Origin of the sequence: Rhizobium sp. NFR03, from assembly GCF_900111275.1 — a bacterium.
Classification (GTDB): Bacteria; Pseudomonadota; Alphaproteobacteria; order Rhizobiales; family Rhizobiaceae; genus Ferranicluibacter.
The window spans coordinates 558386-584656 of the sequence record NZ_FOGR01000002.1 but is presented as its reverse complement, the minus strand read 5'-3'; the positions used below and the strand labels follow the sequence as shown (position 1 = coordinate 584656).

Genomic DNA, 26271 nt, shown 5'->3' with positions numbered 1-26271 from the left:
CCTTGTGTCACCTGGAGGAGATTGACCTGTCGAACGAAACCGTCCGCGTTGCGGTGACCGGCAAGGCCGGTGTCACGCAGGCGGAACGGGCATGGACGCAGAGCCGGGAGCATCGTCATGATCGCCCCCATGCCGACACGCGCCCGAAAGCCATGTCGTCCTCTTCATCGAGAAAAGCCTCCGCTTTCGCCGCTTGCGCAGGCAGAGCCTGTCGCGGCGGCGTGGCGGCGGCCATCGTCTTGTCTGCCGCGCGTGGGCCCGCGCTCGGCGAGCGCAGCGTAAAGCGGCGAATGGTTTTACCGAGCTCGATCGTGACCAGTCGGGCCGTCTGGCCGGCAGCCGCCGTCCGCTCGGCATCGCTGGTCAGGCCTGTAAGCGCGCGGCCGGAGCGGCCGATCTCGGTGCGAAGGTCTTCAAGGCTCGACAGATCCTCGCCCGACTGCCGGGCTATGCCGGTGATGGCGGACTGGATGCCGTGGACCTGTTCGACGATGTCGCCGATAGCGGCCTGTGTTCGGCCTACCCGTTCGACGCCGGCATCGACCTGAGCCTTCGTACCGGTGACGAGCTGCTTGATCTCGCGTGCCGCATCGCCGGAACGCTGGGCCAGCGCCCGGACTTCCTGTGCGACGACCGCGAAGCCACGACCGCTTTCGCCCGCGCGTGCGGCCTCGATACCGGCGTTCAGCGCGAGAAGATTGGTCTGGAAGGCGATCTCGTCGATCACGCCGATGATCTGGCCGATCTTTTCGGCAGAGGATTCGATGTCGGCCATGGCGGCAATCGCAAGGCCGGCGATTTCGCCACTGCGCTCGACGGAATGGCCCGTCGCCGCAACGGCCTTCTCGGCCGCGGAGCTTTCCCGTGCGCTTTCGCGAACCCGTGCCACCAGGGCTTCCAACCGTTCGGCGACCGAATCCAGCGCCGCTGCTTCGGACTGCGCGGCCGATCCCATGCGGTCGGTCCCCTCGGTCAGCGTGTCGCTTGCGGCAGCAGACGAGGAGATACCGGCATCGAGATTACGAAGGTTCTCTTCGATCGTGTCGAGCGCTGCATCGAGCGAACGGGCCAGCGGCACGGCTGCCTCCGGCACGTCGGCCGGCGTGCGGGCGGAGACGTCGCCCGCCGCCAGGGCCTCGGCGATGCCTGTGAAAGCTGCCAGCAACTCGGCTTCGGAGGATGCGCGTGTTTCCGCCAGCTGACGCTGGTGGGTCTGGCGCTGCTCGTTGAAGCGGAGGGTGACGCTGATTTCCGTATCGACAAAGACGGTGCGGATCAGGGCTGAGACCAGATCCGTCAGCTCCTGCTGCTTGCCTTTTCCGGTCGACAGCATGGATTTCGGCCAGAACGCGTCGATGGCGGAGACGATCAGCCGCTCGAGAATGACGCCGTGGCCCGCGATCTGCCAGCGGGGATCGAGACCCATGCGGCTTTCCGCATCGGCCAGCACCTTGACGCGCTCGGCATAGAGGCTGTCGAACCGCGCATCCGTCAACACGCCCCAATGCGAGGCATGGAGGTCGTGCAGGCGGTCGATCTGGCGGTCGCTGGAGAAATGGCGAGACGCTTCGGGGAATGTCTGCAGGCGCTGGAAGAGATCACGCAGAGCGAGATCGACCTGTGGCTGGAGAGCCTGGCGGTGACGGCGCAGGATGTCGGTTTCGCTGGAATCCAGCCCGGCAAACCGCAGGCGCTCGACCAGGCTTCCCGCCTGCGCCCTCCGATTCTGGTCTGCCACAGCTTCCTGTCCCACGATTGTCCCCGGTCCCGGTATGTCTCCCGTCAGGACCGGTGACCATCACCGCCTGCCGAATGATATGAGATTGCGCGCCCGATGGCGCCAGATGATGCCTGCTTGTTCGAAAACGGAACATGCGCCCGTTAACGTCACATACCGGGTTGGGACCGGCTCGTCGGATCGGCATCATGCCCGGGAGGGAACAAGGGGTCCCCGCTTCGACGTGTAGGGACCATGTTTATGGTTAATTCCTTGCTTGAAAGTTAACGCCGCCCCCTTAATCCACAGAACGCTGAAAGAACGTGGCAGAAAGGCCGCAACGCCCTGTCAGCACAGGTTTTCATCCCCCATTCCTCGCAATTGTGGCGGTGGTTCCGCGCGCATAGAAAGAGCACACTTCCGGCGCGACATTCAGCTCCCGGACGACCGCGTCATGCACGACGCGATGAGGTCGTCCTGGCATGGTGCGCGTCTTCCGGAAAGGATCCAGCGGACATCATGATGATGACGCGAAAAGGAAACGGGCAATGATTGTTCTCGGACTGAGCGCCACCCTCATCGCATGCCTGACGCTCGTTGCCATTTCCGTTCTTCTCAACATCGATGACGGCCGTGTGGCCCTGCCCTCGCGCGTGCTCTGAGCCGTTTCCGAGCCGATCACCTTCTTCACATTTCATGTTGCTGAAGATCTAACCCGGCGCGCGCGCTGCCCTATCTCATGGTTCATCCATTCGGAAAGGAACCATCCATGGGTATCGAAAGCATCCTTATCTTCCTCCTGATCGGCGCCGTGGCCGGCTGGCTTGCCGGCCTCATCGTATCCGGCTTCGGCTTCGGCCTGTTCGGCAACATCATCGTCGGCATCATCGGCGCCTTCATCGCAGGCTGGCTGTTTCCGCGTCTCGGCTTCGTTATCGGCGGCGGCATTCTTGCTGCCATCATTCACGCGACGCTCGGCGCGATCATCCTGCTCGTTCTCATCCGCGTGATCAAACGAGCCTGAGCCGGAGGCATCATGTCCAGCACGACAGACCCCAAGATCGAAGCGGCTCTCGCGTCGTTCATTTCCGACCACCCGGAAATCGACAGCCGTGACGCCGCTATCGCCGCCATTCTCGAGAACTGGTTCACGAGCCACGGCTACCTGCCGCACGGTCAGGAAGGCACGCGCCCGGAAGACCTTGACGCGAGCAATGACGACTGAAAAAATCGATGACGGCAATGCAGGAGGCGGGCTGAACGGCCCGCCTTTTCGTGTCGGCGCGTCGCGTGAGGGCGACGCGGCTGGCGACGGCGAACCTTTCAGAAAATGGACAGCCTCATGAGTCTTTCCTCCGTAACCGCTTTCCTCGCCGAGAAGGCTCCCGACCTCGAGGTCATCGTCCTTGACGAGAGCACGGCGACCGTCGCCATGGCGGCGGCGGCACATCGCGTGGCGCCAGCGCAGATTGCCAAGACGCTGGCGCTTAGGGTCGAAGACGACGTGATCCTGATCGTCACCGGCGGTGAAGCGCGCATCGACAATAAGAAATTCAAGGCACGGTTCGGTACCAAGGCGCGGATGCTCGATCTCGCCGACGTGGAAGCCGAGACGAGCCATCCGGTGGGCGGCGTCTGCCCATTCGGCCTTCCCAGGCCGCTTTCGGTCTATTGCGATATCTCGCTGCGCGCCTTCGACATCGTGGTGCCGGCGGCAGGTGCGACCAATGCCGCCGTGCGGATTTCGCCCGAGCGCATGGCCGTTGTCACGGGAGCGGAGTGGGTCGACGTTACGGCCTCGGCATGAACGGATAAGGCGGATCCACCAGCATCCTCCGAGACGCGCAATCGCGACGGTCAGCGCTCTTGCCTTTTTTCAGCCATCGAATGGCCAAGAAAATTGCCTTGAAGAGGCGTTTCCGACCGATAGTGAGAGAATCAACGCATGAACAGGATTGCCTTGTCGGCTCTGCTGGCGGCATGCACCGCCACCTCGGCTGCCGCCATGGATCAGACGCTCGTTCGCCAGTTCCAGAAACTCGATCCCGCCACACGGCTGGAGCAGCGCTGCGATACGGAAGCGATGGAGCGCATCAACAAGGACAAGACGCAGTATAGACCCGACAAGGTCATCGCGTATGCATTCGGCGATCCCGTGACCGGGACCAACACGATAACCGCGCCCGGCGCCGTCTTTCGCAGTCAGGGCGAATGGTATCGGCTGAAGTTTCGCTGCATCACAGGTCCGGATCACATCGACGTGCGATCGTTCAAATACGAGATCGGCAGCCAGATCCCGCATGATGCCTGGGAGAGGCACTATCTCTATCCCTGAGATCTTTCGATAACGCTTGTTTCCGGGACCGCCGTAGAGCTCCGCTTTACAGGACGGCCCAGAGACCGAGAACCGTCAGGACGGCAAGGAACGCCATGGTGTTCAACAGCGTGCGCATCATATGTGTGGCCATGTTCAACTCCTCCCCAGCGCGGTCGATGCCTCTGCATACCCGCGCCATCTCTCCCGATCGACGTATCGCGTTAACGGACCGACCTCCTCCAAGGCCTGTCCATTATCAGGTGCTCAAGGCCCCATGATTTGATGAGCATATCATCAACTCGTTAATAAACCTCATGACAGCAGCCTGAACCGCCGTCCATAGGCTATGAGGCTCCTTCATCGGCCTTATCTCGCGCTTGCGAAAAATAATTCGAGAGGCATGGAATAGAGTGCCTTCGCCATGCGTATATCTCACATGGACGACAGGAAAAGCCCCTTCGATGTCATCGGCCAGCTTGGCGCTCTGCGGCGCTATGCCCGTTCGCTCGTGCGCAATCCCGACGACGCCGAGGATCTCGTGCAGGACGCTCTGATGCGCGCCTATGAACGCCGGCCGACCTTTCGACAGGGTGCGAACCTGCGGACATGGCTGATGTCCGTCCTCCACAACACGCATATCGACAGCCTGCGCCGCAAGCGCTCGCAGACGCGGCGCGTGGAGGAAGCGGCACTTCTTTCGCAAGGCCTGCATCATGGCGGCGCGGAAGATGTCGTTCGTCTCGGGCAGCTGCGCGAAGCGTTCTTCAGCCTTCCCGAAGAGCAGCGCGCAGCACTTCATCTCGTCGCCATCGATGAGATGTCCTACCAGGACGCCGCGCGCGTTCTCGATATTCCCGTGGGGACGCTGATGTCGCGTCTTTCCCGCGCGCGGGCCCGCCTGCGCGCTTTCGAGGAAGACCGCACGCCGACCCACCTCAAGATCGTTGGAGGCACCGACAATGACCATGGCTGACCCGATCCTCGACAACGACCTCGACGCTTATGTGGACAACCAGCTGACGCCGCAGCGGCGACTTCAGGTGGAGGCGCATCTGGCGCAGAACCCGGAAGCCGCCGCCCGCGTGATGGGCGATCTGCACCTGCGTGGCGAGCTGCGTCTGTCGCTACAGGCGACCGTCGATCCTGGCGGCACGCGGCAGACCCGTGATGCGGCGCGCCGGCTGGAAAGCGGCCTGCGGTTTCCGCGTATCGGCCAGCAGTTGCAGAAGGTGGCAGCCGTCGGTCTGCTCGTTGGTGCCGGCTGGGTCGCGAGCACGAGTTTCGGCCCGTTTCAGGTGACCGAAGTCGTGGCATCCGAGCCGGCGCCGGCGCATGTGGAAGAGGCTGTGCGCGCCCACCGCACGGCTGAGATCCGCGAGTCCATGTCGTCACAGCCGGAGGTGCATACCTACGATCGCGAGGACATTCGCGCAGCGACCGCGATCGTCATGCCGGCCCTGCCCGAAAGCTGGACGGTGGTGGACGTGCAGGTGTTTCCCTCCCGCTTCGGCCCGAGCGTCGAGCTTGCGATCCGCACGCCGGACAAGGAGCAGATGTCGCTCTTTGCCGTGCGTCCCGGGGCATTCTCAGTGCGGCCGGTCAAGACCTACGCCATCGACGGTGTCGAGGCGGCGGACTGGCAGATCGGCGACGTGGCCTATGCACTGGTTTCGGCGGCAGATCGTACGACCGGCGATGCCAGACTGGCACAGACGGCAGAGCGCCTGTCCAAGACCCTTTACTGACCTCTGGCTCTCCGGCGCCAGAGCCATTTCCTCTTTCTTATCTATCCCATCTCTCTTTCTCATCTATCAAGGAGAACCTCGATGAGCTTCAGCAATCCCGGCCCCCGCTATGGCGCAACAGCGCAGAGCGGCGCCTTTCTCGATCAGGCACTGCGCCAGCATATGCTGCGGGTGTACAACTATATGGGCCTCGGCCTCGTGGTCACCGGCCTTGTCGCCTTCATCGTCGGCACGACGCCGGCGCTCTACGTGCCGATCTTCCAGACGCCGCTGAAGTGGGTCGTCATGCTGGCACCGCTCGGCTTCGTGCTGTTCCTGTCGTTCCGCCTGCAGACCATGTCGGCCGGCGCCGCACAGGCCATGTTCTGGGCATTCTGCGCCGTCATGGGCCTGTCGCTGGCTTCCGTGTTCCTCGTGTTCACGGGGACGAGCATCGCGCGCACCTTCTTCATCGCCGCGACCATGTTCGGCGCGACGAGCCTTTACGGCTATGTGACGAAGGCCGACCTGTCGAAGATGGGCTCGTTCCTGATGATGGGCCTGATCGGCGTCGTCATCGCTTCGGTCGTCAACATCTTCCTTGGCTCGTCCGCCCTGCAGTTCGCCATCTCGGTCATCGGCATCGTCGTCTTCGTCGGCCTCACCGCCTACGACACGCAGAACATCAAGGAACAGTTCGCCGAGAACATGGACCAGGAATCGCAGCAGAAGCTCGCCGTCTTCGGCGCCCTGTCGCTGTACCTGAACTTCGTCAACATCTTCCAGCTCCTGCTGAACTTCACCGGCGAGCGCGAATAGTCAACGACCGTCCCGTCCGGGACATCTGCACCTTCCCTTCCGGCCCCGATGGCCGGAGGGGTGTCCATCCGACCAGACCCCTGCAACAATTTCGTTGCGCATGATCAGCAACATCCTTGTTGCCAATGATATCACGGAGACACATCACCATGGACAGCAATGACCGCCAGGCGATCGACGGGCTTTTCTCCCGCATTGCCGAGGTCGAGCGCCAATCCGGCCCGCTCGATCAGGAGGCCAATGCCTTCATCGGCCAGAAGATCGCGGCCCAGCCGACGGCCCCCTACCTGATGGCGCAGACCATCGTGGTACAGGACCAGGCCCTTGCCGCAGCCGAGAGCCGCATCCAGGAACTGGAACGCCAGTCCTCGAGCCGGTCTTCCGGCGGGCTGTTCTCCAGCCTGTTCGGCGGCGGAAGCCAAGCCACCCCTGCCCGCCGCGCGGCACCCGCCACCGCCTATGCACAGCAGGCGCCGCAGCAAGCCGGCTATGGCCAAACCGGCACGGCCATGGGCCAGCACCAGCCAGGCCAGCCAAATAGCCCGTGGGGCAACCAGGGTGCCGCCCAGCAGGGCCAGCGCAGCGGCGGCGGTTTCCTCCAGGGCGCCGCGCAGACTGCCATGGGCGTCGCCGGCGGCATGCTCATCGGCAGCGCCATCGGCAGCATGTTCTCCGGCGGCGAAGCGAACGCAGCGGAAACGCCCGCCGAAGCGGAAGCACCGGCAGAAGATGTCGGAGCTGACATGGGCGACGACATGGGCGATATGGACTTCTGATCGCCGGGATCGATATGTGTGCGCATGAGAAAGAGCCGGTCAAAAGCCGGCTCTTTTTGCGAGATCACGGCTGCATATCACCGCTCAGGCATGCACGGACGCCATCTCGACACCTGATAACGGCATCATCCTGCGCCGCATATGGCTAAGGTGTGCTTGCACGGCTCTTTGATTTATTCGACGGGAAGAATGGTGCTGCTAGAGAGATTTGAACTCTCGGCCTCTCCCTTACCAAGGGAGTGCTCTACCCCTGAGCTATAGCAGCACTGAAGACAGCGGCGGCGTGTTGGCGACCGTGTCGGAGCGAGGGCCTATTGCCATAGGTTTTCGGGGAGCGCAAGGCAGGTGGGGCGGTTTTCTTGTGTTTGGCTGGATTTGCGTGACGACGAGGCTTTGAGCGGCTTTCGCGCAGCATCGCGATTTTGTAGGAAGGCGGCAATGCGATGAGTACGGGAGCGACGGGATGAGCGAGGCGGAGCGGCAGGCGCAGGCGCGACGGGAACGGGCGGCGCGGACGTTGCGGGAAAACCTTCAGCGTCGCAAACAGCAGGGACGCGCGCGGCGCGCAGGCGATGCGGATGAGGCCGTCGGGTTGCCGGCGGTCGGGAGCGATGTTCCCGTCGACGAACTCACCGGCCCGGGAGATGCCAAGGCGGAGGAATAGACGCGAACGGCAATGCGCCCGGGATGCCGAATCACGCCAAGAGCGAAGATCGAGCGTCAGAACCCCGGCGAAGCCATTGCGATTGTCGAGAAGACCGGCATCCTGCCGTAAATCCGGACGAATCCTTCATTTAAAGACGTTCTGCATCCTTTCCCAGGCTGCAGCATCGCCCATACACCCGCTTGCGCCCCCGTGCCTGCGGGTCGCTTCTCATTTGTCTTGGCTTGCTTTATGGAAGCCGTCTTTCCTGCCGACGAACGGCACATCTATCATTCAGGGGCTTTATCGCCCTGACGAGGACCGATCATGGATCGCATCAGAATTACCGGTGGCAACGAGCTTCACGGGATCATCCCGATTTCCGGCGCCAAGAATGCCGCCTTGCCGCTGATGATCGCATCGCTCCTCACGGACGATACGCTGACGCTGGAGAACGTGCCGCATCTGGCCGATGTCGAGCAACTGATCCGCATTCTGGGCAATCACGGCGCCGATATCTCCGTTAACGGCCGACGCGAGCGGCAGGGCGAAAGCTATGCCCGCACGATCCACTTCACCTGCCGCAACATCGTCGACACCACGGCGCCTTATGAGCTCGTCTCCAAGATGCGGGCGAGCTTCTGGGTCATCGGCCCGCTTCTGGCGCGCGAAGGCAAGGCCCGTGTGTCGCTGCCGGGCGGCTGCGCCATCGGTACGCGGCCGGTCGACCTGTTCATCGAAGGCCTCGCAGCGCTTGGCGCAAACATCGAGATCGACAGCGGCTACATCAATGCGACGGCGCCCACGGGCGGGCTCATCGGCGCGCGCTACGTTTTCCCGAAAGTCTCCGTCGGCGCGACGCATGTCATGATGATGGCGGCAACGCTCGCCAACGGCACGACGACGATCGGCAATGCCGCGCGCGAGCCGGAAGTGGTCGATCTGGCGAATTGCCTCAACGCCATGGGCGCAAAGATTACGGGCGCCGGCACCTCGACCATCACCATCGAAGGCGTCACGTCCCTTTCGGGCGCGCGCCACCGGGTCCTTCCCGACCGTATCGAAACCGGAACCTACGCAATGGCCGTGGCCATGACCGGCGGTGACGTCATTCTCGAAGGGACCGATGCGAGCCTGCTCGATACGGCGCTGGAAGCCATCCGCCGCGCGGGCGCGGAGATCACACCAACGGAAACCGGGATCAGGGTCTATCGCAACGGCGGCGGCATCAAGCCTGTTGATGTGGTCACAGACCCCTTCCCCGGCTTCCCGACGGACCTGCAGGCGCAGTTCATGGGCCTGATGACCCGCTCCAGCGGGGTGTCGCACATCACCGAGACGATCTTCGAGAACCGCTTCATGCATGTGCAGGAACTCGCCCGCCTCGGCGCGCGCATCACCCTGTCGGGTCAGACGGCGAAGATCGAAGGCGTACCGCGCCTCAAGGGTGCGCCGGTCATGGCCACCGACCTTCGCGCCTCCGTGTCGCTCGTCATTGCAGGCCTTGTGGCCGAAGGCGATACGATGGTGTCGCGCGTCTACCACCTGGATCGCGGTTTCGAGCGCCTCGAAGAGAAACTGACCCGCTGCGGCGCCATCGTCGAGCGCGTCACCGACTGATGTCGTCCGGGTCGTGGCCCGTTGCGCGATGACACGTTGCGCAAGAGCGGGCCGCGACCTATCTCTGCTGCAGACCACGGAACCCGACGGCCTGACAGGCAGGACCGCAGGCTGGATCACAGGCAGGATCGCATGGACACATTGAAGCTCATGGCGCTCGACGCGCAGGACCTCGAGATTATCTCCGCCCATGTGCAGGATGCGGTCTTCAAGGTCGAGGGCATCTCCTATGCGTCCCGAACCGGCAGCTTTGCTCTCGTCGTAAACCGGTTCGTCTGGGAAAAGACGGTTGGCGGGAAAACGGGCGCAGGCGCGAAGAAGACCAACGAGCGCCGTCGCGCCGTCATTGGTTTTCACCGGGTCACATCCGTGCGCTCCATCGGCTTCTCGCGAACGGATACGGATACCGTCCTGTCGCTGCTCGCCTTGCGGTTCGAGCCCACCGGCGAAGGTCCGGATGGTGTGCTGGAACTGGTGCTGGCCGGCGATGCGACGATCGCACTGAATGTGGAATGTATCGAGGTACAGCTTGCGGATACGGGCGGGGCGTGGGAAACCGCTTTCAGGCCCTATCATCCGGAAAGCTGACACCGAGAGCTGAGACGGTGCGGGCCCTCGCCCGACGGGGAGCGGCCAGATCCGGCTGCCAGCCGAAGGGCGCAGTTCGCTTGATAGGCCCGCATCTCATACGACGTCCGCCGACACGAAGGATCCAGACCCAGTGGCCATTCGCCTCGATCATCGCGCTTCCGATTTCGAGGCCGCTTTTGCGGCTTTTCTCACCACCAAGCGGGAGGTCTCCGAAGATGTCGATCTCGCCGTGCGCCGGATCATCGCCGACGTTCGAGAGCGGGGCGATGTGGCTCTGGCCGAATATACGCTGAACTGGGACAAGCTCGACCTCTCCACGACGGCCATGACCGTGCGTGCCGAAGAGGTGGATGCCGCCATCGAGGCCGTGCCCTCAGAGGTGCTCGGAGCGCTGAAGGTCGCAGCCGTGCGCATCGAAGCACATCATGCCCGCCAGCTGCCGAAGGACGACATCTATACCGATGCCATGGGCGTCGGCCTCGGTTCGCGCTGGACGCCCATCGATGCCGTCGGCCTCTACGTTCCCGGGGGAACCGCGAGCTATCCGAGCTCCGTGCTGATGAATGCACTGCCGGCCAAGGTCGCGGGCGTGCCGCGCGTGGTCATGGTGGTGCCGGCGCTCGCGGGCAACATCAACCCCGCCGTGCTGGCTGCGGCCCGCATGGCCGGCGTCTCGGAGATCTACCGGATCGGCGGTGCGCAGGCCATCGCCGCCCTCGCCTACGGCACGGACACCATCGCGCCGGTCGCCAAGATCATGGGCCCGGGCAACGCCTATGTCGCGGCCGCCAAGCGGCAGGTGTTCGGCACCGTCGGCATCGACATGATCGCGGGTCCTTCTGAAGTGCTCGTGATCGCGGACAAGGATAACGACCCGGACTGGATTGCCGCCGATCTTCTGGCGCAGGCCGAGCACGATCCCGGCGCCCAGTCGATCCTCATCACCGATGACGTGGACTTCGCCGATGCCGTGGAGCGCGCCGTGGAGCGCCAGCTCACCACCCTTCCCCGGGCCGAAACCGCCCGCAGCAGCTGGCGCGACTTCGGCGCCATCATCCTCGTCGAGGATCTCGCCGCCGCGCCGGAACTCGCCAACCGGATTGCGGCCGAACACCTGGAGCTGGCTTTGGCCGATGCGGATGCAATGATCCCGCAGATCCGCAATGCCGGGGCGATCTTCGTCGGGCGTTATACGCCAGAGGTCATCGGGGATTATGTCGGCGGATCCAATCACGTCCTGCCCACCGCACGCTCTGCGCGCTTCTCCTCCGGCCTCGGCGTGCTCGACTACATGAAGCGCACCTCGATCCTGCGGCTTGGCGCGGACGAACTGCGCGATCTTGGCCCTGCGGCCATCGCGCTTGCCCGTGCGGAAGGACTGGAAGCGCATGCGCGCTCCGTCGCGATCCGGCTCAATCTCGGAGAGGCGGGATGAGCCAGGTGCCCGCCTATCGGCTGTGCGACGTGGTGCTGGACGAGACGATCGGCCGTTCCACGCCCGATGTGGAGCATGAGCGAGCGGTCGCAATCTTCGACCTGATCGAGGAGAACAGTTTCGAGCCGCTCGGTCACGATGGCGGGCCCTATCGGCTGAAACTGTCGCTGATGGACAGCAAGCTCGTGCTCGTGGTGACGACGGAGGCTGGCGGCGACGTCATCACGCATATTCTGTCACTCACCCCGTTCCGCCGGATCGTGCGCGATTACTTCATGATCTGCGAAAGCTATTACGAGGCGATCCGCAGCTCGACGCCGAGCCAGATCGAAGCGATCGACATGGGGCGGCGTGGCATTCACAACGAAGGCTCGCAAACGCTGATGGATCGTCTTTCGGGCAAGATCAAGCTCGACTTCGATACGGCGCGCCGGCTCTTCACCCTCGTCTGCGTGCTCTACTGGCGGGGATAGACGATGGCGCCGGGGCTTGAACCGCGAGACGACGGCGCCAGTCCACCCCGGTCGGTGCTGTTCATGTGTGGCATGAATGCCATCCGCTCGCCCATGGCCGAGGTGCTGGCGAAGGCGCTACTGCCGCCCGGCACGTATATCGCGTCGGCCGGCGTGAAGACCGGAGAGCGGGATCCCTTCGTCGATGTCGTGCTGGACGAGCTGGGCCTGACCGCCGGCCGCCATGAGCCGCATACGCTGGATCAGCTCGAAGACGATTATTTCGACATGATCGTCACCCTTGCCCCGGAAGCGCACCACACGGCGCTGGAGCTGACGCGCTCCATGGCGGTGGATGTGGAATACTGGCCGACCGCGGACCCGACCGCCACCCGCGGCACGCGCGATCAGATCGTCGCGGCCTATCGGGATGTCCGCGACCATCTGGAAAGTCTCATCCGGCATCGTTTGCTTGGACAATCGCCGCGCAAGATGCCATAGAGCGGGTCACGCGCAGCCGCGCATGCGAGGACAAGCGTTCTCCGGCGGCCGCACGGACCCTCGTCGAAGCCATCGTGCCCGGCCTGCAGCGTCGAAAGACGCCGTTTTGCCGTTGCCGAACCCCGGTTGCTGACGGAAAGATCGAAAACCGGAACGCCGCTGTTCACAAACGGACGGTGATTGTGTAGTTTCCGGCAAATTTTTTAAAGAGGCCTGGTGCCTTCATGAAACTCGGAAAGACAAATCGTCAATGGCGAAAGAAGAAGTCCTCGAATTCCCGGGCGTCGTAACCGAACTGCTCCCCAATGCGACGTTCCGCGTCAAGCTGGAGAACGAACACGAAATCATCGCTCACACGGCCGGCCGCATGCGCAAGAACCGTATTCGCGTTCTCGCTGGTGACAAGGTGCTCGTGGAAATGACCCCCTACGACCTGACAAAGGGCCGCATCACCTACCGCTTTAAGTAAGTCGGGCGGCAGCGGCTTGCACCGATCGCGGTGGAACGGCTGCCATCGGCGGGCGTTCGATGACGACCGTGCTTTCGCCCCGCCTTCCATGCTTCCGGCGAAGTGAGGCCTCGAAGACGCGCTGTTTCCTTGCACTGACTGTTTTGAAGCTATGTGGGCTTCCTCCACGCTGCTCCGCAACGAAACATGCCGCAGGGTTCGTTCCTGGAAACCGGTTCCGGTCGAGATCCTTGCGGAGAGATCCGGGAAACGACAGACGATGGCAAACGATCAGACGCTTATTCTGGCATCCGGCTCGCCGCGCCGGGTCGAACTTCTCGCTCAGGTCGGTATCGAACCCAAACGATTGATGCCGATGGATCTCGACGAGTCCCCGCGGCGCACCGAGCATCCGCGTTCGCTTGCCTGGAGGCTTTCCGTCGAGAAGGCGCGAGCCGCCGCAGCCGTGCTCAAGGGTATGGACGAGGCACGCGGCGCTTATCTGCTCGCGGCCGATACCGTCGTCAGCGTCGGCCGGCGTATCCTGCAGAAACCCGAGAGTGTCAGCGAGGCCACGGCGGCATTGACGCTTCTCTCCGGCCGCAGCCACCGCGTCTATACCGGCATCTGCCTCATCACCCCGGATGGCTCTGTGCGGCAGAAGGTCGTGGACACGAAGGTCCGTTTTCGCCGCCTCACCTCGCACGACATCGAGAGCTACCTCGCCTCGGGCCAGTGGCGCGGCAAGGCAGGCGGCTATGCCATTCAGGGCATCGCGGGCAGCTTCGTCGTAAAACTCGTCGGCTCCTATACCAATGTCGTCGGCCTCCCCCTGACCGAAACCGTTGCCCTCCTCTCCGGCGAGGGCTTCAACGTGCATGACGCCTGGCTCGAAGGATGACACCATGAGCAACGACAACGACACCCCGAAGACACCGAGAAGCTCCAAGCCCGCAAACGATACCGGAGCTTCACCGGACAAGCCCGCGTCCAACGTCGCCCCGCTGCGCAAGACCGTGCCCTGCCCCGAATGCGGCCGCCCGTCGCACCGTGAGCACTACCCCTTCTGCTCCAACCGCTGCCGCGACCTGGACCTCAGCCGCTGGCTGACCGGCGCCTACGCCATCCCCGTCTCGCAGGACGAGGACAATCCCGACGACACGCTCCAGAGCGGCACGCGCGACGACGAATAAGTCGTGATGCCTGTCGCTCGACATTCCAACGCGATTGATCCGCCCACAAGACCCTCGCGCCGATATCACGCGCCTGCTGGCGCCTCTTCCCCACCATGAAACGGCCGAAGAAGCTGAATTCTATCAAGACCTTGATCCAGAAACGCATTTTCTGTCAGAAAAACGCCATCTGACGCTGGACACCTCCGAACAAGATGTTATAACCCCGCTCGCTTCCCGGGGAAAACCAAAGCCCCACGGTCTTCAAGGACCTTCGAAGCCGGTATGCCCGGATAGCTCAGTTGGTAGAGCAGCGGATTGAAAATCCGCGTGTCGGTGGTTCAAATCCGCCTCCGGGCACCATTTTCTCCAAGTTAGACATGAGTATCGCGTTCTGGCGGGTCATCGATTTCGTTCATTCGGCTGCCGAGACCGTGCGGCTCCTCAGCCCCAAGCTCCTTTGTGCACGTCGCTGGCCTCGTCCTCTAGACACGGGCCTAGAACCGCAATCTCTTTCTGTCCCGCGGCAAAGACGGTCCGGCAGGGGAGGTTCATGGTGGGGTTGTCGGGGTGGTCGCCGGTGAGGGTCTTCAGAGCGTGTTCGGAGAGGCCGTAGACGACACGGCCGATCCCTGTCCAGTAGATGCCGCCGGCGCACATGGCGCAGGGTTCCGCCGAGGAATAGAGAGTGCACTCGGCGAGGAAGGGTTCGCGGTAGCGCTTTGAGGCTTCGGTCGCGAGAAGGCGTTCGGCATGGCCGGTCGCGTCGAGATCCGGGAAGTAGCCGTTCTCCATCTCCATTAGTATGTCCCCATTCGGGCCTGTCAGAAGAGCGCCGAAGGGCATGTTGCCATGGGTTTGCGCACGGCGTGCGATGTCGAAAGTTTGTCGCAGCAGGCGGGCCTCTGCTTCTGTCAAAGGCTGGCTCGCCGGTGGCTGGTCGCTCATGGTGGTCTCCTTGATCTCCGGTGACGTGCTTCTCCCGGACGTCTACGCTGTCGGGACAAGGCGGAAAAGCTGGGGTGTCGGGCGCTCGAACGTCTGGCGGCCGTTCTTCCAGGCGGCAGTGGCCGTCGCGGGGCCAGCTATGGCCTGTGCAGCTGACGGCACTGACAGGAGGACAAGCGTGGCGGGATCGCCGATGGCCGGCGGCAGGGCATCGAGGCCGAGCAGGCGTTCCGCATTGACCGTGATCATATCGAATACGCCTGCGAGAGCCTGCTCGGTACCGAGTTGTGCGACATTCGCGTAAAGATTGGCCATGCGCAGGAGCGACAGGTCGCCAAAGGGTGTGAAAGGATTCATCACATTGTTGGTGGAAATGGTCGTGAGCACGCCGAAGCTTGCGAGACGGTGGGCCGGCGTCACCCCGCGCGGAACGAGATGGGTCGCGGCGCGGCCGGTGAGGAAAAGATCGGTGGCGGGCAGGACCGTGACGGCAATGCCGGCTTCCGCAATCTTAAGGGCGACCTTTGAAAATGCCTCCGGTGGCATGGCGGAAAGCTTGGTGACATGACCGATGGAGACCCTGCCTTGATAGCCGCGCCCGAGCGTCTCCGCGATAACCTTGGGTAAATTGGACCCTTCGGTGTCCAGATCGAAATCCAGATGAAAATCGACGGGCACGCCGTGGCGTTCGGCAAGATCGAAGATGGCGGCGATATGCGTTTGCGGATCAGGATCGGTATAGGGACAGCCGCCAACAAGATCGGCACCGGACCGCAGAGCCTCGTCGAGCATCCCCAGCGTGCCGGGATCGTTGGTCAGGCCTTCCTGCGCGAAGGCGCAGATTTCGATGTCGATGAGCGCGCGATAGTCGATGCGAACCTGCTTGATCGCCTCGAAGGAGCGGAAGCCGGCGCGTCCATCGATCTCCACAAAGGTGCGGATGCGGTTCGTTCCATTGACGATGGCCTGCTCCACGACGGCAGCGGCCCGGGCGTATACATCAGCCTGAGTAAAGGCAGCCTTGGCGCGGGAAGTCTCCGCGACAGCCTCCGCCAGCGTGCCGGTGCAAAGTGTGCATCGGCCGATGATGCCGGCCTTATCGAGATGCAGGTGGGTTTCGACGAGCCCGCGGCAGAGGAAATTGCCCTTGGCATCACGCCCAGGCGCATCGCAGACGAAGGATCTTGCCGCGCTATCGGCGATGCCGGCGATCACGCCGTTTTCGAAGGCGATATCGGTGATACCGTCTCTCGCCTGCAGGCGAGCATTGCGGATCACGAAATCGATGGTCATTGTTGCCTCGCGATCGCCAAGGGGTTGGCGAAGTTGAAACGGGTTTTCGCGGGAACGCAAGGCCGAAGATGGCAATGAACCGATGAGCAGTCAGCAATCCACGGAAACGTCCGGCGCATCAGCCCCGCATTATGCAGCCAAGGGAGACGCAGCCAAGGGTTTCGCGCGGGAGCGCGGCGGGATGGTCACCAGTCCTCATGCACTGGCGAGCGAGGCGGGTGCACGCGTCCTGCGCGACGGTGGCAATGCGCTGGAAGCCTGCATCGCAACCGGTGCTGCCATTGCCGTGCTTTACCCGCATTTCTGCGGTCTCGGCGGCGATGCCGTCTGGATTGTTGCCGATCCCGATGGGCGGCGGACATGCTTTCTCGGCATCGGACAGGCGGCGCGGCAATTGCCCGCGCGCAGCGGAGACGAAGACGGGATCCCGCTTCGCGGTCCGGGCTCGGCCCTGACCAGCGCCTGCGTGGTGGATAGCTGGGGGCATGCGCATGCCTATTCGGCGCAGCATTGGGCTGGAAGGCAGCCCTTCGCCAGCTTGCTGAACGACGCTATCGGCTTTGCACGGGAGGGATTTCCGGTAACGGCGTCGCAGGCCTTCTGGCTCGACTTCCGCAAGGCGGAGGCAGCGGGCTGGCCGGGTTTTGCCAACGTGTTCATGCCAGGCGGCGCTGCCCCGGAGGTCGGCGCGATCTTTCGCCAGCCGCAGCTCGCGCGCACGCTCGAACGGCTGGCGGCGGACGGACCGCGCGCCTTCTACGAGGGGGCACTGGCGCAGGCGATTGCTGACGGATTGCGTGCGGCCGGGTCTCCGCTGACGGCGGCGGATCTCGCGGCAACGCGAACGCGGGAGGAGGCACCGGCAAGCCTCGTCTACCGCGGGGTCGAACTTCTGGCGCCGCCGCCGCCGACGCAAGGGGTCACGACGCTTGCCATCATGGGCATTCTCTCGCATTTCGACCTTGGCGCGCTTGAGGCCGGGAGTGCCGATCATCTGCATCTCTGCGTCGAGGCGGTTAAGCAGGCTTTTCTCGACCGGCATGGACTTGCCGATCCCGATGCGAGCGAGCAGCAGATCGACGAGATTCTTGATCCCCGCCGTCTCGCCGGACGGGCACAGGCCATCGATATCGCCCGGGCGAAGGACTGGCCGCATGTGTTTCGTAACGGCGACACCGTGTTCTTCGGTGCCACGGACGCCGAGGGGCGCAGCGTCAGCGTGCTCCAGAGCACCTATTTCGACTGGGGAAGCGGCGTGGTCGTCGGCGACACCGGCATTCTCTGGCAAAACCGGGGTGCCGCATTCTCGCTCGACCCCGGTCACCCGAATGTGCTCGCGCCGGGCAAACGGCCCTTCTACACGCTCAATCCCGGCATGGGCCTGCGCAACGGGCGCCCGGAACTGATCTACGGCACGCAAGGCGCCGACGGGCAACCGCAGACGCTGGCCATGCTTCTCACCCGGCTGATCGATTTCGCCGAGGACCCGGCACAGGTGCTTGCCGGCCCCCGCTTCCTGCTCGGCAAGACCTTTTCCGACAGCCGCGACAGCCTGAAGCTCGAAGCGGACGCAGGAGAAGCCGTTTTCGAGACGCTCACCGAGCGCGGCCATCTGCTATCGCCCCTGCCCGCTCGGAGCCCGATCGCGGGCCAGGCGGGCATCATTCGCATAAAGGAAGACGGTATACTGGACGGCGCGCATGATCCGCGCGGTGACGGCATCGCCATCGCTGTCAACGAAGATATGTCGCCGGCTAAATAGCGATCCGCTGTATCGAAAATTCCGTTTCTTCCGGGAGAGCATGGCTTTCGATGGAAGCCTTGGGAAAGACCCTGCCGACACCGATCAGGACGGGATTGTCGTAGCCGATCTCGGCGATGCCGATGTGCATGGTCGATACGGTGCCGTGCCAGCGTCGCTCCTCTGCGCGGCTGATGTTGGAGGCGATGACAACAGGCATGTCGCCTGCCATCCCCTCGGCCATCAGCCGCTCGGCGATGGCGGAGGCCGTGCGTCCTCCCATGTAGAAGACTGTCGTCGTGCGCGGGTCGGCGCAGGCACGCCAGTCGACATCAATCGGCAGGCATCCCTTTCGCGAATGACCGGTGATAAAGCGGACGGCGTGTGTGTGATCGCGGTGGGTCAGGGAGACGCCGAGGCGGGAGGCGAGCGCGCTGGCGGCGGTGATACCAGGCACGACATCCACCGGAATGCCATGTGCCTCCAGACAGGCGATCTCTTCCCCTGCCCGGCCGAACACCATGGGATCACCGCTCTTCAGGCGCACCACGGTCTTGCCGGCCCTGGCAAAGGTGACCATCATCGCGTTGATGTCCTCCTGCTTGCAACTGGTGCGGCCGCCGCGTTTTCCCACCAGCATGCGCTTGGCCTCGCGACGGGCCAGTTCCAGAACATCGCCGGAAACGAGATCGTCGAACAGGATGACGTCGGCGGCCTGTAATGCGCGAACGGCTTTTAAGGTCAGCAGCTCCGCATCCCCGGGGCCAGCACCGACCAGCGTGACCTTGCCAATAGCCTGCCCACCCTGCGCGTCTTTACGCCCGGCAGTCAGCCGGTCGGCCTCTGCGACGAGATCCGCAGCACTCTGCGCTGTGGGAACGGTGGTGAACGCCCGATCGACAAAGCGCTCCCAGAAGGCGCGCCGCTCCTGTCCCGGGTGCAGACGCGCACTGACAGCATCACGCAGCGACTGAGCCAGCATCGACCAGCCCTTGATGCTCTGCGGCAGCAGCGTTTCGATGCGACGGCGGATCGCCTGCGCCAGGATGGGCGCGGCACCATCCGTGGAGATCGCAACGACGACCGGCGAGCGATTGACGATGGAGCCGAACTGGAACTGGCAGAAAGCCGGCTTATCGATGACATTGACCGGCACGCCGGCAGCAATCGCGGCATCGTAAAAGGCGCGCGCCTCGTCTTCTTCCTCACAATCGGCGATGGCGAGGGCCGCCCCGGACATGATGCCTGCCGTCCACGCCTGTGGGTGATGGACGAATGCACCACGCGCATGGTCTTCCGCGTGACGCAGGAGCATATCGGCAAAGGCGTCACAGAGCGCGTCCTCGGGGGCGTAGACGTGGACCTCGGCGCCACAAGCAGCGAGAAGTTCCGCCTTCCAGCATGCGCCCTCCGTGCCTCCGGCGAGGATGACCCGCTTGCCTTCCAGACCCCAGAAGACGGGGAGTTTCGCCAACGCCTCGACGCGGGCACCAGACCTCGCTGTCGCACCTTCGCGGGGAAAGGTTGCGTCACTCCGCAGCAGCGATACGCGTTCCATTGAGGATCTCCCTGATCTCTGCGCGGCAGGAGCCGCAATTGGTGCCTGCGTTGAGGGCCTTGCCGATGGCCTCGACCGTGCAGCATCCACCGGTCGCCGCGGCGACGATCTGGTTGATGCCCACATTGAAGCAGGAACAGACCGTTGCACCGGGATCGATCGCTTCCGCACCCGGCCGGCCTGCGACGACCGCGAAGCGGTGCCGCAGATCGGAATGGACGGCGCCAAGCTGGGCGATCGCCCAGTTTCTGGCGACGGCCACAGGCCGTGGGCTGAGAAAAACGGCGCCGAGCAGCCGCTCGCCGTCGAAGAAGGCCAATCGGATATGGCCGGTGACGGCGTCGCGGTAGCCTAGGGGTTCAAGTCCGGGGGGAATGCCGAGCGTTTCGACACTCCACCCGGTCCAGTCGCGATCCTGCACCCCGCCCTCCTCCCCGAGGGTTAAGGGCGCAGCCGCAAACTCCATCCGCCAGCCACCGACCGCCCGGGCGAGCGCGTGATAGGCGAGCGGATGAGTGTGAGATTTGGATATTTCGGGCTTCTCGACCGATATTGCAAAACCATAGAGCCCGACATCGAGCTTGGCAGCGGCGACGGCCAGATGCTTGGAGGCGGGCTGGCCTGACACAGGGTCAACCAGCCCCGGCACCAGCGCACCGATACGGGCGGCGGAGGCGAACTGGTCGTTCCAGTGCATGGGCGCAAAGAGATGACCTGGCTTCTGGCGCGGGGTTACGAGAGCGCGCAGAACCGCCCTTCCCTGCGGGCTTTCCAGCACCACGAGGTCCGCCGGCATCAGATCAAGTGCCTCCGCATCGTCAGGATGAATCTCCACGAAGGGTTCTGCGAAATGGGCGGTCAGCCGCGCCGTCTTTCCCGTGCGCGTCATCGTATGCCACTGGTCGCGGATGCGGCCGGTATTCAGCGCGAAAGGATGCGCCGCGGTCGTGCGACGATCCCGAGCAGGGACGACGGGCACGAAGCGCGCCCGGCCGTCCGGATGGTAGAAGCGGCCGTCTGCGAAGAAGCGGCTGTCCGCAACGCTTGCCCCCGTGCCGGCCGGATGCGGCCACTGGAAGGGCGCCAGCATGTCGTAGGCATCCGCCGTGATATCGGCATGGGCGCCGATGTCGAAATCCCGGCTTCCTTCATTCTCGAATGTGGAAAGTGCGGCATGTTCCGCAAAGACAGCCGCCGGATGGGCGAAATCGAACGCGGCGGAAAAGCCCATGCGCCTGGCGACCTGCGCCATCTGCCACCAGTCGGCTTTGGCCTCGCCGGGGGCGGCGAGAAACGCGCGCTGGCGCGAGATACGGCGCTCGGAATTGGTCACCGTTCCCTGCTTCTCGCCCCAGCCGAGCGACGGCAGCAGGACGTGCGCGTGCGCCGTCGTGTCGGTCTCTGCCATGACATCGGAGACGACGACGAAGGGACAGGCGGCGAGCGCTGCCCGCACGAGATCGGCTTCCGGCATCGAGACGACCGGGTTGGTCGCCATGATCCAGATCGCCTTCACCCGCCCGTCCGCGACCGCCCGGAACAGATCGACGGCCTTGAGCCCCGGTTTGTCCGCTATGGCCGGCGACTGCCAGAAGCGCTGGACCGTGTCGCGGTCATCGCTGCTTTCGATCGCCATGTGAGCGGCGAGCATATTGGCGAGCCCGCCGACCTCGCGTCCGCCCATGGCATTGGGTTGGCCGGTCAACGAGAACGGCCCCATGCCGGGCCGTCCGATGCGGCCGGTGGCGAGGTGGCAGTTGATGATGGCATTGACTTTGTCGCTGCCGGACGAAGACTGGTTGACCCCCTGGCTGTAGCAGGTGACCACGCGGTCGCTGGCGGCAAACAGCGCGTAGAATTCAGCGATGTCGGCGGCGTCAAGACCGGTGGCCTCGGCCACGTCGGCGATGCCGAGATGCGCAACGCGGGACAGCGCCGCCTCGAAGCCTTGCGTGTGGTCGTCGATGAATGTCCGGTCGAGCCGACCATTGGACGCGAGATCGGCGAGCAGGCCGCCGAACAGCGCCGTATCGCCATCCGGCAGGATCGACAGATGCAGATCGGCGATGTCGCTTGTCGCCGTGCGGCGTGGATCGATGACGACGACCTTCATCTGCGGCCGCGCAGCCTTGGCAGTGGCAAGACGCTGGTAGATGACCGGGTGGCACCAGGCGAGATTGGAGCCGGTGAGCACCACGAGATCGGCAAGCTCGATATCGGCATAGGTGCCCGGCACCGTATCCGAGCCGAAGGCGCGGCGGTGGCCGGCAACCGACGAGGACATGCAGAGACGCGAATTGGTGTCGATATTCGCCGAGCCGATGAACCCTTTCATCAGCTTGTTGGCGACGTAGTAATCCTCGGTGAGGAGCTGGCCCGAGACATAGAAGGCGACGGAATCCGGCCCGTGCTCGCGGATCGTCTCGGCAAAGGTCGTGGCGACCAGATCGAGCGCCGCATCCCACGACGCAGGTGCCCCGGCGATCTGTGGCACGAGCAGGCGGCCGTCGAGATCGATGGTTTCGGCAAGCGCCGAGCCCTTGGAACAAAGCCTGCCGAAATTCGCCGGATGATCCGGATCGCCGCGCACCGAGACCGTGCCGGTCTCCTCGACGCGAGCGATCACGCCGCAGCCGACACCGCAATAGGGACAGGTGGTCTTGGTCTCAACGGGCATCGACATTTCCCAAGGTTGACGTGAGGGGGAGCCCCTCATCCGGCTGCCGTCACCTTCTCCCCGCCTGCGGGGAGAAGACATTGTGGCACGGGCTCAGGCTCGGTCATGAGCCTTCGACATAGAGGCGAGCGCTTGCCACATGTCCCTTCTCCCCGCGCGCGGGGAGAAGAGCCCGGCAGGGGGATGAGGGGCTGATGCGAGCACCGCCCCTACTCCGCCGCAACCATCAGCATCAGACTGTCCAGCGCGATCGACAGCATGCCGTCGCGGTTGCGGACGGCCACCGTGCGGACCTCGCCCTCGTCGGCACCGAGCGCCCTGCCCGTTTCCAGCGAGATGACCATGTTGTGCAGTGGACAGGTGACCGAGGTGCCATGAACAATGCCTTGAGAGAGCGGGCCGCCTTTGTGTGGGCAGCGATCTTCCATGGCGTAGACGTGATCCTCCGCCGTGCGGAACACGGCGATGCGGCCTTGAGGGGTCTTGACGCAACGCGCGCCGCGCACCGGGATATCGTGGATATCGCCGATCTCGACCCAGTTTTCGTCCGGCCAGTTTGTTTCCATCGCCATCACTCCGCCGCTTCCGCCATGCCGACAACGGCCATGGGCTTGAACTCGTGCTTGTCCTTGCCGGAGACGCGCTCCGACCAGGGATCGACCTGTGCGAATTTTTGGGAGAAGACGAAGCGGTCGAAGTAGCCCTTGCGCTTTTCCGCATCGCCCATGATCTGGCGGCGGATTTCGTCGAGCCCGACCCGCTTTGCCCATTTGTAGATGCGCTCGAGATAACGGCCCTGCTCACGGTACATCTGCGCCAGCGCGACAATGTGTTCGAGGGCTTCGTCTTCGGTCGCCACGAGGCCGAGCACTTCCGTGCCCTTGATGTCGAGGCCGGCAGCGCCTGCGAAATGGATCTCGTAGCCGCTATCGACGCAGATGACGCCGATGTCCTTGCAGGTCGCTTCCGCGCAGTTGCGCGGACATCCGGAGACGGCGAGCTTCAGCTTGGCCGGCGTCCACGAGCCCCACATGAACTTCTCAAGCCGGATTCCGAACCCGGTCGAATCCTGCGTGCCGAAGCGGCACCAGTCCGTGCCGACGCAGGTCTTCACGGTTCGCAAGCCCTTGGCATAGGCTTGGCCCGAGACGAAGCCGGCCTTGCCGAGATCTGCCCAGACGGCAGGCAGGTCTTCCTTGTGGATGCCGAGAAGGTCGATGCGCTGCCCGCCGGTGACCTTGACCATGGGGATCTCGAACTTGTCCACCACGTCGGCGATCGCGCGGAGTTCGCCTGCATTGGTCACGCCGCCCCACATTCTGGGAACGACGGAATAGGTGCCGTCCTTCTGGATGTTGGCATGGACGCGCTCGTTGATGAAGCGTGACTGGTAGTCGTCGGCATATTCGTCCGGCCAGTCGCAGACGAGGTAATAGTTGAGCGCCGGGCGACACTTGGCGCAGCCGCAGGAGGTCTTCCACTCCAGCTCCTGCATGACCGCCGGAATGGTCTTCAGCCCCTTGGCAACGATCAGGCGACGCACGTCGTCATGGCCGAGCTCGGTGCATTTGCACATCGGCTGGACGGCCGCCGGGTTGTAGCTGTCGCCGAGCGTCAGCACCATCAGTTGCTCGACGAGGCCGGTGCAGGAACCGCAGGATGCGGATGCCTTGGTGTGGGCGCGCACGTCGTCGAGCGAGGTCAGACCCTTGGCGTTGATCGTGCCGACGATCTTGCTCTTGCACACGCCGTTGCAGCCGCAGATTTCCGCATCATCCGGCAAGGCTGCAACGGCCGCCGTAGGGTCCAGCGGGCTGCCCCCCTGATAGGCCTGGCCGAAAATGAGGGTATCGCGCATCTCGGAGATGTCGGTTCCCCGCTTGATCATGTCGAAGAACCAGGCCCCGTCCGCCGTCTCGCCGTAGAGCACGGCGCCGACGATGCGATTGTCCTTCAGCACGAGGCGCTTGTAGACGCCGGCTGTCGCGTCCCGCAGCACGATCTCCTCGCGGTCCTCGCCTTCGGCGAAATCACCGGCCGAGAACAGGTTGATGCCGGTCACCTTGAGCTTCGTATTGACGACCGAGCCCTTGTACTCCGAGGCGCCGCCGATCAGGCGGTCGGCGAGCGTCTTTGCGCTTTCATAGAGCGGCGCGACGAGGCCGTAGCAGATGCCGCGATGTTCGGCGCATTCGCCGAGCGCGAAGATGGATGCATCCGACGTCATCATGCCGTCGTCCACCACGATGCCGCGATTGACGGCAATGCCGGCATCCTTCGCGATCTGCGCTGCCGGACGGATGCCGACCGCCATGATGACGGTCGTGCCTTCGATAATGCGCCCGTCGTCCAGTTCGATGCCTTCCACCTTTTCGGTGCCGAGCACGCATTTGGTATTGGCCTTGGTGATGATCTCGATGCCGCGGTCGGTCAGCGCCTTTTCGAGCAGATAGGCCGCCGGCGGATCGAGCTGGCGGTCCATGATCGTCGGGTTGATGTGAATCACGGTGACGTCCATGCCCTGGCGCTTGAGGCCATAGGCGGCCTCCAGTCCGAGCAGGCCGGCGCCGATGACGATGGCACGGCCGCCGCGCTTCGTGGCGTCGAGCATCTTCTCCACATCGTCGAGATCGCGGTAGGCAAGAACGCCCGGCAGATCGTGGCCGGGAACCGGGATGATAAAGGGCAGCGAGCCCGTGGCGATGACCAGCTTGTCGTAAGCCGCCGATATGCCGGCCGCAGATGTCACGGTCTTTGCGACGCGGTCGATGCCTGTGACCTTCGCACCCTTGTGCAAGGTCACGCCGTTGCGGGCGTACCAGTCGTCGCCATGGATGACGATATCCTCGTAGAGCTTCTCGCCGGAGAGAACCGGCGACAGCATGATGCGGTCGTAGTTGACGCGCGGCTCGGCGTTGAAGATCACGACGTCGTAGAGGCCGGGAGCCTGCTCGAAAAGTTCTTCCAGCATGCGGCCGGGCGCCATGCCGTTGCCGATGATGACCAGTTTCTGTTTCATGTCATCCTCTCCTTCAAGCGGCTTCAACGAGGCGGTGACGCTCGTAGAGGAACTTCAGGACGGCTTCCCGACATTTGAGGTAAGTGCGGTCTGTGGCCAGCTCGATGCGGTTGCGCGGACGGGCGATCGGCACGTCGAGGATCTCGCCGATGCGGGCCGCCGGGCCGTTGGTCATCATGACGATACGGTCGGACAGCAGCACCGCCTCATCCACATCGTGGGTGATCATCAGCACGGTGTTGCCGAGCTTTGCATGGATCTGCATCACCTGATCCTGCAGGTGGGCGCGGGTGAGCGCATCGAGCGCGCCGAAAGGCTCGTCGAGCAACAGCACCTTCGGCTCCATGGCGAGCGCGCGGGCGATGCCGACACGTTGCTTCATGCCGCCGGATACCTCGGAGGGCTTCTTGTCCTTGGCGTGCGTCATCTGCACGAGATCGAGATTGCGCATGACCCAGTCATGGCGTTCCGCCTTCGACTTCTTGCGGGAAAAGACCTTGTCGACGGCAAGCGACACGTTTTCGTAGACGGAGAGCCAGGGAAGGAGCGAGTGGTTCTGGAAAACCACCGCGCGCTCCGGGCCGGGCTCGGAGACTTCCTTGTCCTCGAGAAGCACAGCTCCGCTGGTGACCTTCGTCAGGCCGGCGACAAGGTTGAGCAGCGTGGACTTGCCGCAGCCGGAATGGCCGATGATCGAGATGAACTCGCCCTTTTCGACGCCCAGCGAGACCTGCTTGAGCACTTCGGAAACCTGACCGTTGCGCTCGAACGACTTGTCGACCAGTTCGATGGAGAGATAGCTTTTTGCCATGGGAACGTC

General features: G+C 63.8%; 25 protein-coding genes, 2 tRNA genes and 1 pseudogene. 19 read left to right on the top strand and 9 right to left on the bottom strand.

The genetic code is table 11. From position 1 onward, the window contains the following. Window positions 1-115: 115 nt before the first annotated feature. Window positions 116-1738 (bottom strand): methyl-accepting chemotaxis protein, encoded by a 1623-nt coding sequence (locus BSG19_RS07990; RefSeq protein WP_244529139.1) that lies wholly within the window; start codon window positions 1736-1738, stop codon window positions 116-118. A gap of 748 nt (window positions 1739-2486) precedes the next feature. Here BSG19_RS07990 and BSG19_RS07985 point away from each other — a divergent pair. The 8 genes from BSG19_RS07985 to BSG19_RS07950 all read left to right on the top strand — a co-directional run bounded on the left by BSG19_RS07985 (window position 2487) and on the right by BSG19_RS07950 (window position 7353). After that, window positions 2487-2741 (top strand): GlsB/YeaQ/YmgE family stress response membrane protein, encoded by a 255-nt coding sequence (locus BSG19_RS07985; RefSeq protein WP_092932100.1) that lies wholly within the window; start codon window positions 2487-2489, stop codon window positions 2739-2741. Window positions 2742-2753: 12 nt separating this feature from the next. Continuing rightward, window positions 2754-2942: a hypothetical protein gene (locus BSG19_RS07980; RefSeq protein WP_092986565.1), complete on the top strand. Its 189-nt coding sequence runs from the start codon at window positions 2754-2756 to the stop codon at window positions 2940-2942. Window positions 2943-3059: 117 nt separating this feature from the next. Continuing rightward, window positions 3060-3524, top strand: coding sequence for a YbaK/EbsC family protein (locus BSG19_RS07975; RefSeq protein WP_092986563.1), 465 nt, complete (start codon window positions 3060-3062; stop codon window positions 3522-3524). A gap of 138 nt (window positions 3525-3662) precedes the next feature. Continuing rightward, window positions 3663-4052, top strand: a complete 390-nt coding sequence (locus tag BSG19_RS07970; RefSeq protein WP_092986561.1) for a DUF930 domain-containing protein — start codon at window positions 3663-3665, stop codon at window positions 4050-4052. A gap of 418 nt (window positions 4053-4470) precedes the next feature. Beyond that, complete coding sequence (locus BSG19_RS07965) at window positions 4471-5007, top strand: sigma-70 family RNA polymerase sigma factor (protein ID WP_092986559.1); 537 nt, start codon at window positions 4471-4473, stop codon at window positions 5005-5007. Further along, complete coding sequence (locus BSG19_RS07960; protein WP_092986558.1) at window positions 4994-5779, top strand: anti-sigma factor family protein; 786 nt, start codon at window positions 4994-4996, stop codon at window positions 5777-5779. The genes BSG19_RS07965 and BSG19_RS07960 overlap by 14 nt, the downstream gene beginning before the upstream one ends. 81 nt (window positions 5780-5860) lie before the next feature. Continuing rightward, window positions 5861-6577, top strand: coding sequence for a Bax inhibitor-1/YccA family protein (locus tag BSG19_RS07955; protein ID WP_092932088.1), 717 nt, complete (start codon window positions 5861-5863; stop codon window positions 6575-6577). A gap of 149 nt (window positions 6578-6726) precedes the next feature. Continuing rightward, complete coding sequence (locus BSG19_RS07950; protein ID WP_092986556.1) at window positions 6727-7353, top strand: DUF2076 domain-containing protein; 627 nt, start codon at window positions 6727-6729, stop codon at window positions 7351-7353. A gap of 190 nt (window positions 7354-7543) precedes the next feature. On the opposite strand, the gene BSG19_RS07945 is transcribed toward BSG19_RS07950, so the two are convergent. Continuing rightward, window positions 7544-7618, bottom strand: a tRNA-Thr gene (locus BSG19_RS07945). Between the two features lie 198 nt (window positions 7619-7816). Between BSG19_RS07945 and BSG19_RS07940 the strand changes: the two genes are divergently transcribed. From BSG19_RS07940 to BSG19_RS07895, 10 genes and pseudogenes are all read left to right on the top strand, one after another. Continuing rightward, window positions 7817-8017, top strand: a complete 201-nt coding sequence (locus BSG19_RS07940; protein ID WP_092986554.1) for a hypothetical protein — start codon at window positions 7817-7819, stop codon at window positions 8015-8017. A 306-nt stretch (window positions 8018-8323) separates the two neighbouring features. Beyond that, window positions 8324-9616, top strand: coding sequence for a UDP-N-acetylglucosamine 1-carboxyvinyltransferase (gene murA / locus BSG19_RS07935; RefSeq protein ID WP_092986552.1), 1293 nt, complete (start codon window positions 8324-8326; stop codon window positions 9614-9616). Between the two features lie 132 nt (window positions 9617-9748). After that, on the top strand, window positions 9749-10204 hold the full coding sequence (locus BSG19_RS07930; RefSeq protein ID WP_092986550.1) for a DUF2948 family protein: 456 nt from the start codon (window positions 9749-9751) through the stop codon (window positions 10202-10204). Between the two features lie 133 nt (window positions 10205-10337). Next, window positions 10338-11642, top strand: coding sequence for a histidinol dehydrogenase (hisD, locus tag BSG19_RS07925; protein ID WP_092986548.1), 1305 nt, complete (start codon window positions 10338-10340; stop codon window positions 11640-11642). Beyond that, window positions 11639-12115, top strand: a complete 477-nt coding sequence (locus BSG19_RS07920; protein ID WP_092986546.1) for a UPF0262 family protein — start codon at window positions 11639-11641, stop codon at window positions 12113-12115. The genes hisD and BSG19_RS07920 overlap by 4 nt, the downstream gene beginning before the upstream one ends. Before the next feature lie 63 nt (window positions 12116-12178). After that, a complete protein-coding gene (locus BSG19_RS07915) occupies window positions 12179-12595 on the top strand; it encodes an arsenate-mycothiol transferase ArsC (RefSeq protein WP_244529138.1) in 417 nt (138 codons plus the stop codon). A 250-nt stretch (window positions 12596-12845) separates the two neighbouring features. After that, the gene (gene infA, locus BSG19_RS07910; RefSeq protein WP_004435948.1) at window positions 12846-13064 is read left to right on the top strand and encodes a translation initiation factor IF-1; all 219 of its coding nucleotides are present in this window, start codon (window positions 12846-12848) and stop codon (window positions 13062-13064) included. A gap of 259 nt (window positions 13065-13323) precedes the next feature. Beyond that, window positions 13324-13944, top strand: coding sequence for a Maf-like protein (locus BSG19_RS07905; RefSeq protein ID WP_092986542.1), 621 nt, complete (start codon window positions 13324-13326; stop codon window positions 13942-13944). A 76-nt stretch (window positions 13945-14020) separates the two neighbouring features. Next, window positions 14021-14236: pseudogene (gene yacG / locus BSG19_RS07900) on the top strand (DNA gyrase inhibitor YacG); the annotation flags it as partial. A gap of 266 nt (window positions 14237-14502) precedes the next feature. Next, window positions 14503-14578 (top strand) — tRNA-Phe (locus BSG19_RS07895). Window positions 14579-14659: 81 nt separating this feature from the next. Here the strand turns inward: BSG19_RS07895 and BSG19_RS07890 are convergent. Both BSG19_RS07890 and BSG19_RS07885 read right to left on the bottom strand, forming a co-directional pair. Then, window positions 14660-15163: a nucleoside deaminase gene (locus tag BSG19_RS07890; protein ID WP_092986538.1), complete on the bottom strand. Its 504-nt coding sequence runs from the start codon at window positions 15161-15163 to the stop codon at window positions 14660-14662. 42 nt (window positions 15164-15205) lie between these two features. Continuing rightward, on the bottom strand, window positions 15206-16456 hold the full coding sequence (locus tag BSG19_RS07885; RefSeq protein WP_092986536.1) for an amidohydrolase family protein: 1251 nt from the start codon (window positions 16454-16456) through the stop codon (window positions 15206-15208). Window positions 16457-16637: 181 nt separating this feature from the next. On the opposite strand from BSG19_RS07885, the gene BSG19_RS07880 reads away from it, so the two are divergent. Then, window positions 16638-18218, top strand: a complete 1581-nt coding sequence (locus BSG19_RS07880; protein ID WP_092987341.1) for a gamma-glutamyltransferase family protein — start codon at window positions 16638-16640, stop codon at window positions 18216-18218. Here BSG19_RS07880 and cysG read toward each other — a convergent pair. The 5 genes from cysG to BSG19_RS07855 all read right to left on the bottom strand — a co-directional run bounded on the left by cysG (window position 18211) and on the right by BSG19_RS07855 (window position 26262). Beyond that, window positions 18211-19755 (bottom strand): siroheme synthase CysG, encoded by a 1545-nt coding sequence (gene cysG, locus BSG19_RS07875; protein WP_092986534.1) that lies wholly within the window; start codon window positions 19753-19755, stop codon window positions 18211-18213. The two genes, BSG19_RS07880 and cysG, sit on opposite strands and share 8 nt — an antisense overlap. After that, the gene (locus BSG19_RS07870) at window positions 19727-22432 is read right to left on the bottom strand and encodes a nitrate reductase (RefSeq protein WP_092986532.1); all 2706 of its coding nucleotides are present in this window, start codon (window positions 22430-22432) and stop codon (window positions 19727-19729) included. Before BSG19_RS07870 ends, cysG begins: the two co-directional genes overlap by 29 nt. A 209-nt stretch (window positions 22433-22641) precedes the next feature. Then, window positions 22642-22998: a nitrite reductase small subunit NirD gene (nirD, locus tag BSG19_RS07865; RefSeq protein WP_092987339.1), complete on the bottom strand. Its 357-nt coding sequence runs from the start codon at window positions 22996-22998 to the stop codon at window positions 22642-22644. Between the two features lie 5 nt (window positions 22999-23003). Beyond that, window positions 23004-25451: a nitrite reductase large subunit NirB gene (gene nirB, locus BSG19_RS07860; protein WP_092986530.1), complete on the bottom strand. Its 2448-nt coding sequence runs from the start codon at window positions 25449-25451 to the stop codon at window positions 23004-23006. A gap of 13 nt (window positions 25452-25464) precedes the next feature. Beyond that, window positions 25465-26262, bottom strand: a complete 798-nt coding sequence (locus tag BSG19_RS07855; protein ID WP_092986528.1) for an ABC transporter ATP-binding protein — start codon at window positions 26260-26262, stop codon at window positions 25465-25467. Window positions 26263-26271 lie beyond the last annotated feature (9 nt).

Coding starts and splice junctions, on each gene's coding strand:
- BSG19_RS07985 (WP_092932100.1), top strand. CDS start 2,487: ATGGGTATCGAAAGCATCCTTATCTTCCTCCTGATCGGCGCCGTGGCC.
- BSG19_RS07980 (WP_092986565.1), top strand. CDS start 2,754: ATGTCCAGCACGACAGACCCCAAGATCGAAGCGGCTCTCGCGTCGTTC.
- BSG19_RS07975 (WP_092986563.1), top strand. CDS start 3,060: ATGAGTCTTTCCTCCGTAACCGCTTTCCTCGCCGAGAAGGCTCCCGAC.
- BSG19_RS07970 (WP_092986561.1), top strand. CDS start 3,663: ATGAACAGGATTGCCTTGTCGGCTCTGCTGGCGGCATGCACCGCCACC.
- BSG19_RS07965 (WP_092986559.1), top strand. CDS start 4,471: ATGGACGACAGGAAAAGCCCCTTCGATGTCATCGGCCAGCTTGGCGCT.
- BSG19_RS07960 (WP_092986558.1), top strand. CDS start 4,994: ATGACCATGGCTGACCCGATCCTCGACAACGACCTCGACGCTTATGTG.
- BSG19_RS07955 (WP_092932088.1), top strand. CDS start 5,861: ATGAGCTTCAGCAATCCCGGCCCCCGCTATGGCGCAACAGCGCAGAGC.
- BSG19_RS07950 (WP_092986556.1), top strand. CDS start 6,727: ATGGACAGCAATGACCGCCAGGCGATCGACGGGCTTTTCTCCCGCATT.
- BSG19_RS07940 (WP_092986554.1), top strand. CDS start 7,817: ATGAGCGAGGCGGAGCGGCAGGCGCAGGCGCGACGGGAACGGGCGGCG.
- murA (WP_092986552.1), top strand. CDS start 8,324: ATGGATCGCATCAGAATTACCGGTGGCAACGAGCTTCACGGGATCATC.
- BSG19_RS07930 (WP_092986550.1), top strand. CDS start 9,749: ATGGACACATTGAAGCTCATGGCGCTCGACGCGCAGGACCTCGAGATT.
- BSG19_RS07920 (WP_092986546.1), top strand. CDS start 11,639: ATGAGCCAGGTGCCCGCCTATCGGCTGTGCGACGTGGTGCTGGACGAG.
- BSG19_RS07915 (WP_244529138.1), top strand. CDS start 12,179: ATGTGTGGCATGAATGCCATCCGCTCGCCCATGGCCGAGGTGCTGGCG.
- infA (WP_004435948.1), top strand. CDS start 12,846: ATGGCGAAAGAAGAAGTCCTCGAATTCCCGGGCGTCGTAACCGAACTG.
- BSG19_RS07905 (WP_092986542.1), top strand. CDS start 13,324: ATGGCAAACGATCAGACGCTTATTCTGGCATCCGGCTCGCCGCGCCGG.
- BSG19_RS07890 (WP_092986538.1), bottom strand. CDS start 15,163: ATGAGCGACCAGCCACCGGCGAGCCAGCCTTTGACAGAAGCAGAGGCC.
- BSG19_RS07885 (WP_092986536.1), bottom strand. CDS start 16,456: ATGACCATCGATTTCGTGATCCGCAATGCTCGCCTGCAGGCGAGAGAC.
- BSG19_RS07880 (WP_092987341.1), top strand. CDS start 16,638: ATGGTCACCAGTCCTCATGCACTGGCGAGCGAGGCGGGTGCACGCGTC.
- cysG (WP_092986534.1), bottom strand. CDS start 19,755: ATGGAACGCGTATCGCTGCTGCGGAGTGACGCAACCTTTCCCCGCGAA.
- BSG19_RS07870 (WP_092986532.1), bottom strand. CDS start 22,432: ATGCCCGTTGAGACCAAGACCACCTGTCCCTATTGCGGTGTCGGCTGC.
- nirD (WP_092987339.1), bottom strand. CDS start 22,998: ATGGAAACAAACTGGCCGGACGAAAACTGGGTCGAGATCGGCGATATC.
- nirB (WP_092986530.1), bottom strand. CDS start 25,451: ATGAAACAGAAACTGGTCATCATCGGCAACGGCATGGCGCCCGGCCGC.
- BSG19_RS07855 (WP_092986528.1), bottom strand. CDS start 26,262: ATGGCAAAAAGCTATCTCTCCATCGAACTGGTCGACAAGTCGTTCGAG.